The sequence below is a fragment of the Shewanella mangrovisoli genome (genome assembly GCF_019457635.1).
GTDB classification, from domain to species: Bacteria; Pseudomonadota; Gammaproteobacteria; order Enterobacterales; family Shewanellaceae; genus Shewanella; species Shewanella mangrovisoli.
On record NZ_CP080412.1, the window covers coordinates 3,247,719 to 3,259,995 of the forward strand.

Annotated in this window: 7 protein-coding genes; all 7 read left to right on the forward strand. The window is 49.7% G+C overall.

The window, feature by feature from the left end; genetic code table 11:
- Positions 1–8: 8 nt before the first annotated feature.
- The 7 genes from K0H60_RS14305 (at position 9) to K0H60_RS14335 (ending at position 12,225) form a co-directional block, all read left to right on the forward strand.
- Complete coding sequence (locus tag K0H60_RS14305; protein WP_220058175.1) at positions 9–2,216, forward strand: PfaB family protein; 2,208 nt, start codon at positions 9–11, stop codon at positions 2,214–2,216.
- An 8-nt stretch (positions 2,217–2,224) separates the two neighbouring features.
- Positions 2,225–8,134, forward strand: coding sequence for a hotdog fold thioesterase (locus K0H60_RS14310; protein WP_258405828.1), 5,910 nt, complete (start codon positions 2,225–2,227; stop codon positions 8,132–8,134).
- Between the two features lie 123 nt (positions 8,135–8,257).
- Positions 8,258–9,904, forward strand: coding sequence for an eicosapentaenoate synthase subunit PfaD (pfaD, locus tag K0H60_RS14315; RefSeq protein WP_220056145.1), 1,647 nt, complete (start codon positions 8,258–8,260; stop codon positions 9,902–9,904).
- 549 nt (positions 9,905–10,453) lie between these two features.
- The gene (locus tag K0H60_RS14320; RefSeq protein ID WP_220056146.1) at positions 10,454–10,768 is read left to right on the forward strand and encodes a DUF6572 domain-containing protein; all 315 of its coding nucleotides are present in this window, start codon (positions 10,454–10,456) and stop codon (positions 10,766–10,768) included.
- A gap of 171 nt (positions 10,769–10,939) precedes the next feature.
- Positions 10,940–11,368: a helix-turn-helix transcriptional regulator gene (locus K0H60_RS14325; RefSeq protein ID WP_220056147.1), complete on the forward strand. Its 429-nt coding sequence runs from the start codon at positions 10,940–10,942 to the stop codon at positions 11,366–11,368.
- Positions 11,369–11,831: 463 nt separating this feature from the next.
- The gene (locus tag K0H60_RS14330) at positions 11,832–12,008 is read left to right on the forward strand and encodes a DUF1328 domain-containing protein (RefSeq protein ID WP_011626732.1); all 177 of its coding nucleotides are present in this window, start codon (positions 11,832–11,834) and stop codon (positions 12,006–12,008) included.
- Positions 12,009–12,030: 22 nt separating this feature from the next.
- On the forward strand, positions 12,031–12,225 hold the full coding sequence (locus K0H60_RS14335) for a hypothetical protein (RefSeq protein WP_220056148.1): 195 nt from the start codon (positions 12,031–12,033) through the stop codon (positions 12,223–12,225).
- Positions 12,226–12,277 lie beyond the last annotated feature (52 nt).

Below are 12,277 nucleotides of genomic sequence, written 5' to 3' on the forward strand. Positions count from 1 at the left end.
ATGGGTGGATGCAGAGTGTGCTTAGCCATACTCAAACTGATGCCACTGCGCTGCAACGCCTGCTGGCCTCTCAGGTGCGACTTAATGTCGAAGATAAGCCATTAACCAATGATGAGCCAACCTTAGTTGGCTTACTCAGCAAGCAGCTCGCCCATATTGCGCAAAAACAACTTGTTGAAATTCGCTTTGAATATCAGCAGCAAGTCCGTAGCTTGTATCTGCTCGATGGACTGATGACAGCGCAATTACACCTGCATGCCGAGGCATATATTTCAGCATTAGCGCAAATCCAAGCTGAAACAGCCGAAGAAACAAATACTATCAATACCAATACAGTCGAGCGCTGTTTAAACAGCGCTTTTACCTTGGCGAAACGCGATTGTGCTCAGGCGGTTAATGGCTACGCGCAGGCAGGCAATCTTGCCCGTCAGTTGAATGTATTATCTCAAGCAATTGAGGCGTTAAGTCATCGAATGCTAGCAGGTATGACACCAATGCTTGCCCACCTCAATACAGAAAAAAGCGAGCAAGGCTATTGGTTTACCAAGCCCCATCAGGCAAGGGTGTTAAGCCTAAATCTCTTGGGTAATTTCTTGGGTAAGCCCCCTCAAGCGAGCACCACCCAAAGCCTTATCTTGACCCAAGGCACTCGGCTTATCGCTCAGCCGTTGCTCAATGCCAACAGACTGTTTATTCCCATTAGCGGCAACACGCTTGAATCTTTAACGGCACAGTTATCGCAACTGATTGATTCATTAGATTTATCGGCATGCCTACCTGATACGGATTGGCTCAGCAGCCAAGGCTGTGATTGGTTTGTGCGTTATCAAGCAAAGGATACATTGGCCTTAGTGCTGATGGCAGGCTCCCTTGAAGAGCTAATGCAAGAAGCCAAGGCGATGCACGCTTATATTGAAAAGACGCAACAGACTCCAGCTCCAGCGCCAACGACAGCGCCATCGGCCAATCTGGCCTTTAAGACTCCTGCAGGCAGTTATTTTACGCCAACGCCCCTTGGCGATACGGGCTTAACCTTTGTTTACCCCGGCGTTGGCACGGTTTACCCGAATATGTTCAGCGACTTACATGGCTATTTTCCCGAACTTTATCGCGAGCTTGAACGCGAAGGGGATTTAGCCGCCATGCTGCAGGCCGAGGCGATTTACCAAAGCGCTGCTTATGCCAAAAGTGCAGTTGATGTAAAAGACGCGGCAGACATGAGCTTAAGCCAGCTTGCGATTAGCGGCGTTGGTGCCAGTTACCTTTTTAGTCGGCTGTTGACCCGAGTCTTTAATATCCAACCGCAACTCGCTCTGGGCTATTCCATGGGTGAAGCGGCCATGTGGGCAAGTTTAGATATTTGGCAAACGCCACACGCCCTAATTAACGCCACCCAAAACAGCACCATCTTCAATCAGGAGATTTCAGGCCCACTGCTTGCAGTGCGCCGCGATTGGCAATTGAATGAAGATGCACCGCTAGTATGGAATAGCTTTTTAGTGCGAGCCTCTCGCGCCGAAATTAATGCCCTGCTGAATGATTTTCCTCGGGTTTATCTGGCGATTGAACAGGGTGATACCTGTATTCTCGCGGGCTGCGAAACAAGCTGCTTACAACTCCTTAAAAGGCTGAATAAGCGTGGCATTGCCAGCAATAAAGTCACCGCCATGCATACCCCGCCCTCGCAGTCACAGCACAGTGCTATCCAAAGGTTTTATACCTTGGGCTTAAAGGCGAATGCCTGCGAGACTCAGGTGCGTTTTATTAGCGCGGCGCAGCAAAGCGCCGTCAGTATCGACAGCCAAAGCATTGCCAAGAGTATCGCCGACACCTTTTGTGCGCCGCTGAATTTTACCGCGCTGATTAACACCGCGTATCACCAAGGTGCGCGCTTATTTGTTGAGGTGGGCGCTGATCGACAAACCAGCACACTTATCGATAAAATCGGCCGCCAACTAGAGTTGGGCGCCGATGGCGTTCAAACACAGGAACAACCGATATTAGCCATGGCATGCAATGCCAAGGGCAGCGATACGATCACCAGTTTACTCAAATGCTTAGCTCAACTTATCAGCCATAGAGTGCCACTCTCCCTTGCGCCGCTTATGCCTCAATCGGCAGATAAGGCTACAGCGAAAACGATAGCGCCACATTCAGCCAGCGCCAGCGCATTAGGCCATTATTCAAACGTATTCCAAGAAGGAGAACCCCTTTGAGTTCTCAAATGCATGCTCACCCTACTCTGCAAGACGGCACCGCAGTGCCAAAGATTGCCATCGTCGGACTTGCCGTTCAGTATCCCGATGCCGACACACCGGAACAGTTTTGGCAAAATCTGCTGGATAAAAAAGACTCCCGCAGCCAAATTGATGCGGCCAAACTCAATGCCAATCCAGCAGATTACCAAGGTGTTCAAGGCCAAGCCGACCGTTTTTATTGCGATAAGGGCGGCTATATCCGCAATTTTCGTTTTGACCCACAGGGTTATCAGTTGCCGCCGACGGCCTTTGAGGGGCTCGATGAAAGCTTTTTATGGGCATTAGATTGCAGTAAAAAGGCCCTGCTGGATGCGGGTATGGATTTAACGGCGCCATTGCTTGAACGCACAGGGATAGTGATGGGCACGCTGTCGTTCCCGACCGCAAGCTCCAATGAGCTGTTTTTACCGATTTATCATCAAGCGGTTGAAAAGGCATTAAAAACCAAGCTTAATCAACCCGAATTTGCTCTAGCGCCCTTCGCCAATGCATCGATTGCGGGCATGCAACAGGCCGCCAATGGCGCCATCGCCCACACGGCGTCTAAGTTGTTAAGCGATGCCCTCGGCCTTGGCGGCGCGCAGCTCAGCCTCGATGCCGCCTGCGCCAGCTCTGTCTATGCCCTCAAATTAGCCTGCGATTATTTAACCACGGGCAAGGCCGATATGATGCTTGCGGGCGCGGTATCGGGTGCCGATCCCTTCTTTATCAATATGGGATTCTCGATTTTCCACGCCTATCCAGACCATGGGATTTCGGCGCCTTTCGATAGCAATAGCAAAGGCTTATTCGCGGGCGAAGGCGCTGGCGTATTAGTGCTTAAGCGTTTAGAGGATGCCGAGCGCGATGGCGATAATATCTATGCCGTGGTCAGTGGCATTGGCTTATCGAACGATGGCAAAGGCCAATTTGTCTTAAGCCCCAACAGTAAGGGTCAAGTGCAAGCCTTCGAGCGTGCCTATGCCGCCGCCAACACCCACCCGAGCAATATCGAAGTGATTGAATGCCACGCCACCGGCACGCCGCTGGGGGATAAGGTTGAGCTCACCTCGATGGAGCGTTTTTTCGAAGATAAACTCGGCGACACTAAAGCGCCGCTAATAGGTTCGGCTAAATCCAACCTTGGGCATTTACTCACTGCTGCTGGCATGCCTGGGATCATGAAGATGATCTTCGCCATGCGCTCAGGGCAACTGCCAGCGAGTATCAACCTCAAGGCGCCGATTTCATCGCCTAAGGGATTGTTTAGCGGTAATAATATCCCTACTCAGCTGCAGGCTTGGCCCGATAAAACAGGCAATGATCGCCGCCATGCGGGGGTGTCTGTATTTGGTTTTGGCGGCTGTAATGCCCATCTGTTGTTGGAATCCTATCAACCAATAACTCACAGCGCCGAGAAGCAAGCCAACAAACCTGTTTATCAACAGCAAGCATTAACTGTTATCGGTATGGCGTCGCACTTTGGGCCTTTGGCCTCCATCAATGCGCTGGATAAGGCGCTATTAGCTCAAACGGATGCCTTTATCCCACTGCCAGCTAAACGATGGAAAGGCTTAGATAAACATCCCGATATCCTTAACCAATTTGGCCTAAATCGCGCGCCCAAAGGCGCCTATATCGAGCAGTTTGACTTCGACTTTTTACGCTTTAAAGTGCCGCCCAATGAGGATGACAGGCTCATCTCCCAGCAATTATTGCTGATCAAAGTCGCCGACGAGGCGATTCGCGATGCCAAGTTAACCGCTGGTAGCAAGGTCGCCGTGTTAGTGGCGATGGAAACCGAGCTTGAGCTGCACCAATTCCGTGGCCGGGTGAATTTGCATACCCAACTTGCAGATAGCTTAAAGCAGCAAGGCGTTCACCTCTCCAATGATGAATACCTTGCCCTCGAAGCCATCGCTATGGACAGCGTGCTCGATGCCGCCAAGCTCAATCAATACACCAGCTTTATTGGCAATATTATGGCGTCGCGCATCGCCTCGCTGTGGGACTTTAACGGCCCGGCGTTTACCATTTCAGCCGCCGAGCAATCGGTCGCTCGCTGTATTGATGTAGCGCAAAATTTACTGTCCCAAGAGGCCCTCGATGGCGTAGTGATTGCCGCCGTGGATTTAAGCGGCAGTATTGAACAGATCATATTGAAAAATGCTCAAGCCGCCGTTGATCTCGATGCCAACAGCGCGAATCCACAGTGGAAGGTGGGTGAAGGCGCGGGCGCTATCGTGCTGACCAGCCAGCAAGCGAGCAACAGTCAACAAGCCAGCAAGAGTACTCAAAAGGGTTACGGCCACATTCGTGGTCAAGCATTTGGCACAAATCATCAGCTACCCAAGCTGTTAGATTCGCTGATAACCGAAACGGCTATCGCCAATCCTTCAGAGCTCTCTGCTATCCATTTGGTTGAGCAATGTATTGCCCCAGAAGAACGACTGCCAACAGAGCAGCTATTAGCGCAGCTTAATCTTATGGGGACGCCATGCAGCCGAGTCGCCAATCCCCTTGGGCATAACTTTGCCGCTGCGGGTATGGCCAGTCTTTTGAGTGCCCTGTTAAGCCTAAAGAACGGGTCTGCGGGTTCAGATAAAAACGCAGCTAAACAGGCATTAGTGTCTACCCAAAGCCAAGGGGTAAGTTCGCTGCTGCTGTTAAGCCAGACTGCAGCGCAGGCGGCACAACTAGAACTGCGCCTTGAGCAGGACTTAACCCTAAGTGAGCAAAAGCATTTAATCAAACCAGTGACGCTCGGTGGCCGCGATATCTATCAACATATTGTGGATACGCCGCTGCCCGCACTTGCCGCCATCCAAGGCAAAATGCGCCAGTTGCAGCCTTTAGCCCCACAGGCGACACAAACTAAGCCCACAGAACAAGCATCACTTAATATCACGGCAGGAAACGCCACACCATTAGCAGTAGAGAGCGGTATGTCATCTAACGCACCACGCCAATATCAGGCGGTACCCTTGGCGCAGCATAGCGCGGCACTGTTACAAAACCAGCAACTGTTGCAAAACCAGCAATTGGCCCGCGAGGCGCATTTAGCCTTTTTACAGAGCCGTGAGCAAGGGCTCAAATTGGCCGATGCGCTGTTAAAGGCGCAATTATCCCAGACGACACAAATGGGGTCTGTTACACCCCATGTTGCCAGCAGCGCCAATGTCGCTCCCGCTGCGGCGCAGCAAGCAGTATCAGTCCCAGAACTAAAATCAGAATTAAAACCAGAGTTAAAACCTGATCACGCGAATGTCGCGCCCTATACGCCCCCCATTCCTGCGGCTAAGCCCTGCATTTGGAACTATCAGGATCTGGTGGAATATGCCGAGGGTGACATTGCTAAAGTCTTTGGCGCCGATTACGCCATTATCGACAGCTACACACGCCGCGTACGTCTGCCGACCTCGGATTATCTGCTGGTCTCGCGGGTGACTAAGCTCAACGCGCAAATGAACCGCTATCAGCCGAGCACTATGACCACAGAGTACGACATTCCCGTGGATGCGCCCTTCTTGGTCGATGGCCAAATTCCTTGGGCGGTGGCGGTCGAATCGGGCCAGTGCGACTTAATGCTGATCAGCTACTTAGGTATCGATTTTGAAAACAAAGGCGAGCGCGTCTACCGCCTGCTCGACTGCACCCTCACCTTCCTTGGGGATCTGCCCCGCGGCGGTGATACCCTGCGCTACGATATCTCCATCAACCACTTTGCTCGCAATGGCGATACCCTGCTGTTTTTCTTCTCCTACGAATGTTTCGTGGGCGATAAGCTGATCCTAAAAATGGACGGTGGCTGCGCGGGATTCTTTACCGATAAAGAACTGGCCGATGGCAAAGGGGTGATCCGCACCGAGGCCGAAATTAAGCTGCGCGAGCAGGCACAAATTGCACTGGCCAATGAATATGCCCGAAACGACAATAAGCCGCGCTTCACACCGCTACTTAACTGCGCGCAAACGGCCTTTAGCTACGGCCAAATCCATCGCCTGCTGAGCGCCGACATTGGCGGCTGTTTCGGCGGTGAACATGCGGCCCATCAGGCAAAGTTTGGCCTCCAGCCTTCACTGTGCTTCGCCTCAGAAAAATTCCTGATGATCGAGCAAGTCAGCAAGCTCGAAGTGCATGGCGGCGCCTGGGGCTTAGGCTTGATTGAAGGTCACAAGCAATTAGCCCCCGACCATTGGTATTTCCCTTGCCATTTCAAGGGCGACCAAGTGATGGCCGGCTCCCTCATGGCCGAAGGTTGTGGCCAGTTACTGCAATTCTTTATGTTGCATATTGGTATGCACGCAAATACACAAGCAGGTGGCGTCACGAACGGTCGTTTCCAACCCCTTGAAAACGCATCGCAAAAAGTACGCTGCCGCGGTCAGGTATTGCCACAATCAGGCACGCTCACCTATCGCATGGAAGTCACCGAAATTGGCATGAGCCCTCGCCCCTATGCCAAGGCGAATATCGATATCCTGCTCAATGGCAAAGTGGTGGTGGATTTCCAAAACCTCGGGGTGATGATTAAAGAAGAAGCCGATTGCACCCGCTATTCGCAGAGCGGTTATTCGCAAAGCCATTCCTCACAGAGTAATGCTCCCCAAGCAGCAAATATCGACAACCAAGCGGAACAAGCGCCGCTGATGGCGCAAATCCCTGATGTTGCAGCTCCCCTGAATAAAGGCGTTGTGCCGCTTAAACATGTGAGTGCGCCGATTGCGCCAGCAGGCTCTAAGTACGCCAACCGCGTGCCCGATACCCTGCCGTTTACGCCTTATCATTTGTTTGAGTTTGCCACTGGCGATATTGAAAACTGCTTCGGCCCCGATTTTAGTATTTACCGTGGTTTAATCCCGCCGCGCACGCCTTGTGGCGATCTGCAACTCACCACCCGAGTGGTGGCCATTGAGGGCAAGCGTGGCGAGCTGAAAAAGCCATCCTCCTGCATTGCCGAGTATGAAGTGCCCAGCAACGCTTGGTATTACGCTAAAAACAGCCACCAGAGTGTGATGCCTTACTCTGTGCTGATGGAAATCTCCCTACAGCCCAATGGCTTTATCTCGGGTTATATGGGCACGACCTTAGGCTTCTCGGGGCAGGAATTATTCTTCCGCAACCTCGACGGCAGTGGCAAGTTACTGCGCGAAGTGGATTTACGCGGTAAAACCATAGTCAACGATTCGCGCCTACTGTCCACCGTGATTGCTGGCAGCAATATCATTCAAAACTTTAGTTTCGAACTGAGCTGCGATGGCGAACCCTTCTACCGTGGTAATGCAGTTTTCGGTTACTTTAAGGCCGATGCGCTTAAAAACCAGTTGGGTATCGACAATGGTAAAATTACCCAAGCCTGGCATATTGAGCGCGGTATTAAAGCCGACAGCCAAATCAATCTGTTAGATAAAAACGGCCGCAGTTTTGTGGCGCCGCAGGGCAAACCACACTACCGCCTCGCGGGTGGACAGCTGAACTTTATCGATAAGGCCGAAATTGTCAAAACTGGCGGTAAGAAGGGACTGGGATACTTGTACGCCGAGCGCACTATTGACCCGAGCGATTGGTTCTTCCAGTTCCATTTCCATCAGGATCCTGTGATGCCAGGCTCCCTCGGCGTCGAGGCGATTATCGAATTACTGCAAACCTATGCCATAGACCAAGACCTAGGCGCAGGCTTCAATAATCCGAAATTTGGCCAAATTCTGTCAGAAATTAAATGGAAGTATCGCGGTCAAATTAATCCATTAAACAAACAGATGTCGCTGGATGTGCATATCACCAGCATTGAAGATAAAAACGGAAAACGCATCATCAAAGGCGATGCCAACCTGAGTAAGGATGGCCTGCGCATTTATGAGGTGACCGATATCGCAATCTGCATCGAAGAGGCATAGCGCCTACATTGCAGTATTAGCCACAGTTAGCTTAAAAACAGCACACAACTGCCGCAGTGCAAGGGAATAACCCACTGCGGCAAACAAATTCAGGCCCCAAACACCTAAAAGTGAACAGCCCAAATGACGATTACCACACTCGACAATAAAAAACTCAGTCCTTGGCCATGGCAGGTTGATGAAGCCGCCATCAGTTTCGATATCGATTCCCTTGGCAAAAAACTTAAAGATCTCAATCAAGCCTGTTACTTAGTCAATCATGCCGAAAAAGGTTTAGGCATAGCCCAAAGCGCCGAGGTGGTGGGTCTTGCAGAACCCAGCAATAGCTTACACAAAAGCAATGGTTTGCATCCTGTCAGTGCCTTCGCCCCCGCCCTTGGCACCCAAAGCTTGGGCGACAGTAATTTTCGCCGCGTGCATGGGGTGAAATACGCCTACTACGCGGGCGCCATGGCCAACGGTATCGCCTCGGAAGAGTTAGTTATCGCCTTAGGTCAGGCGGGCATTCTGTGCTCCTTTGGCGCGGCAGGGTTAATCCCATCTCGTGTAGAAGCCGCGATTAAACGCATTCAAACGGCATTGCCCAATGGCCCCTACGCCTTTAACCTCATTCACAGCCCGAGCGAGCCAGCGCTTGAGCGTGGCAGTGTCGAACTCTTCCTTAAGCATCAAGTGCGTACAGTTGAGGCTTCGGCCTTCTTGGGCTTAACGCCGCAAATCGTCTATTACCGCGCCGCAGGTCTGAGCCGCGATGCCAACGGCGAGATTGTGATTGGCAACAAAGTGATTGCTAAAATCAGCCGTACCGAGGTGGCCACCAAGTTTATGGAGCCCGCCCCCGTTAAGATGCTGCAACAATTAGTGAACGAAGGGCTTATCAGCGAAGATCAAATGTTGATGGCGCAATCTGTGCCCATGGCCGATGACATTACCGCCGAAGCAGACTCTGGCGGCCATACCGACAATCGTCCTCTGGTCACGTTATTGCCGACCATTTTGGCGCTCAAAGATACCATTCAAGCCAAGTACCAGTACAAAACGCCGATCCGTGTGGGCGCAGGTGGTGGTATCGGCACGCCCGATGCGGCGCTGGCGACCTTCAATATGGGCGCGGCCTATATTGTCACTGGCTCAATCAATCAAGCCTGTGTTGAGGCTGGAGCCAGCGAACATACCCGTAAATTACTCGCCACCACCGAAATGGCCGATGTAACTATGGCGCCCGCCGCCGATATGTTTGAAATGGGCGTTAAGTTACAAGTGGTTAAGCGCGGTACCCTATTTCCGATGCGCGCCAATAAACTCTACGAGATTTACACCCGCTACGACTCGATTGAGGCGATCCCGACAGAGGAAAGACACAAGCTGGAAGAGCAAGTGTTTCGCGCCTCATTAGATGAGATTTGGGCAGGCACTGTGGCGCACTTTAATGAGCGCGATCCTAAGCAAATTGAGCGCGCGCTGGATAATCCAAAACGCAAAATGGCACTGATTTTCCGTTGGTATTTGGGTCTTTCGAGCCGTTGGTCAAACACGGGCGAAGTTGGCCGCGAAATGGATTACCAGATTTGGGCAGGCCCTGCCCTCGGTGCCTTTAATGCCTGGGCAAAAGGCAGTTATTTAGATGATTACCGCGAGCGCAATGCGGTCGATTTGGCTAAACATTTAATGCAGGGTGCGGCCTACCAAGCACGGATTAACCTGTTGTTATCCCAAGGGGTAAGTATTCCAGTCAGCCTGCAACGCTGGAAACCACTGCAACGCTGCTAATTCACTTTGCTAAACCTTATTGAGCGGGTTAAGTGAAAACTTAACCCGCTTTTTTGGCGTTCTGTTTTTGATTCTATTATGGGCTCAATATCCGCTCTGCATTGCCACTTCAGTGGCACGCCGTAAACCCATCCTTGGGGGCTCAACGGAAAAATCCCTTTTTCCGATGTCCACTGCCGTGACAATGCTCGCCTGCAACACTTATCTACAATCAATCCAATACATGAGGCAAGATTTCAAATTGGGTGGGAGACGTTGATAAATGCAATCGTCCCAAAATTTTATATAAAGCATGGTTTGTTAATAAGGATTTTTATCATTCAAAAGTATCGTTTTGCACATTATTTCAAATAATCCTTATTATCGAGCCTTAATATTCAATACATTACAAACAATTCGTTATACAAAACCCAAAGAACTGAACTGATGCCCCGGCTCTGACAGAAATGAATCACAACTAAAAATAAACAATAAAATCATAATCTTGAGTTTTGCTACTTCAAATTGTTGAAGGTGAGATTTGCCGCAATCCATTAGAGTTGAATATCTATGAGCATAGAAGATCAAGATTCAATTGACGCCATTGGAATAGATAATGAAGGTGTCGTCGTGCTAACCATCTCAGATCATTTGGAATGGGATGATAAGCATCTCTTGCTCCTTCAGGAAAAGATTAATATCTACTTGGCTTTTCTCGAGTCTGGCGAGGTATTTGAAAGCTATCCAGATTCACGTGGAAGAGAGTTTAAAATTAATATTATGTGCAAATATGAGCCAACAGCATTAGCAACACAGTTCCTATCACAATGCACAGACATCATTAATCAAGTAGGAATTCAGTTTGGTTATAAGGTTTTCACTTAGCCAAACAGTATCACCTTAGCCTAGCGCAGAAAACCGCATGTTTTCCCACTGTTGGCGGCGTAAAACGGCTTGGCGGGCTACTGTCGTAACTTTGACGTAAGGTTGTCATAACTAAAATCATGGGTTCTAGATGATGATTCGCCTACTGCAATCATTATTAGGAACTAGAAAATGGAACAAATGATAAACAAAGAATTAGTGAAAAAGCTTCGAAGCGAACGTTCTTGGTCCCAAGATCAACTCGCCACAATCTCAGGACTGAGCATTCGTACTATTCAGAGAGTAGAGAGTGAAGGCTCTGGCTCCTTAGAATCCAAAAGAGCGCTAGCGGCAGCTTTTGATATTAACGTTAGTAATCTGGATATTAATAGCACCGCAGACAGCACCTTAGCATCCAGTCATCGAGGTTGTAAGTTTGGGCTAGCTGGTGCAACTGTGGGTATTTTGAGCGCCTATATTGGAATATCTATATCTTTTACATCAGGAGATATTACGTCCGCTGAAGCAGGGATTCATTATGGAAGTCTTAGTGCGCTCTATGGTATTTCCTGTGCAGTTATTATCGTAATGTCTAACAGATATCATTCAAACCCTAAGTGATAGGACACATCACAGTTGTATTGCGACTGTTAGCGTTTGTGCAGATGCAAGAGCTAAGAACTTTCCGCAAGGTACTGTCTGTCGTATTATCAATCTAGCAATCAACACCTTAATCTAAGCCGATACTCAAAAGCTATCGGCTTTTTTATGCTGTTTCCCCTCGATTTCCCTACTGCAACTCTTACCGAATCGCAGGTAAAAATTGCCTATCTCACTTATATCAGCCAATACTACCGCCAACACAAAGTTTAAAAATTACACTAATAATCAGTAGATTAGCTAAAAATCTCAAAGTTGGCATTAAGCTCGCAATATCCCCTTTGTGAGTTTATTGCGCGATTGAGTGATAACAGGATGTAAGACGTAACCTTGCTTATCCAACTCACCCAGCAACTAGCTCACTCGACGTAAACATGCAGAGTGAAAGAAGACAGAAAAACCGAAATAAGACAAAGGAGGTGCTATGTTAGGTTGGACCTTAATGTTTCTGGTTGTGGCCATTATCGCCGGACTGTTTGGATTTACGGGGATCGCTGGCGCCGCAGCGGGGATCGCAAAGATTATTTTCTTCCTATTTATTGTATTACTTGTGATTTCCCTGCTGGTCAACGCCCTTAAGGGCAAGGCACCACGCGCTTAAATTGGATAAAAGGAGAATCGATATGAAACCTATGACCATGATTACCACTGCATTTTTAGCCTTATTATTAACCTTTGGACTGTCAGCCTGTAGCGACAACCACACCGAGGACGCAGGCGAAAAAATTGATGAAGCCATCACAGATACAGGCAATGCGATTGAAGATGCCTGTGAAGAACTGAAAGAAGGCGTTAAAGCGAAAGATACCCGCTGCTAGAACGGATGACGGAGAGTAGATAGTCCCGCAAACGAGCTAATCAGGGAAACCA

Bases quoted from the DNA above. Each gene is read 5' to 3' on its own strand.
- K0H60_RS14305 (WP_220058175.1), top strand. From the start codon at position 9: ATGCAGAGTGTGCTTAGCCATACTCAAACTGATGCCACTGCGCTGCAA.
- K0H60_RS14310 (WP_258405828.1), top strand. From the start codon at position 2,225: ATGCATGCTCACCCTACTCTGCAAGACGGCACCGCAGTGCCAAAGATT.
- K0H60_RS14320 (WP_220056146.1), top strand. From the start codon at position 10,454: ATGAGCATAGAAGATCAAGATTCAATTGACGCCATTGGAATAGATAAT.
- K0H60_RS14330 (WP_011626732.1), top strand. From the start codon at position 11,832: ATGTTAGGTTGGACCTTAATGTTTCTGGTTGTGGCCATTATCGCCGGA.
- K0H60_RS14335 (WP_220056148.1), top strand. From the start codon at position 12,031: ATGAAACCTATGACCATGATTACCACTGCATTTTTAGCCTTATTATTA.
- pfaD (WP_220056145.1), top strand. From the start codon at position 8,258: ATGACGATTACCACACTCGACAATAAAAAACTCAGTCCTTGGCCATGG.
- K0H60_RS14325 (WP_220056147.1), top strand. From the start codon at position 10,940: ATGGAACAAATGATAAACAAAGAATTAGTGAAAAAGCTTCGAAGCGAA.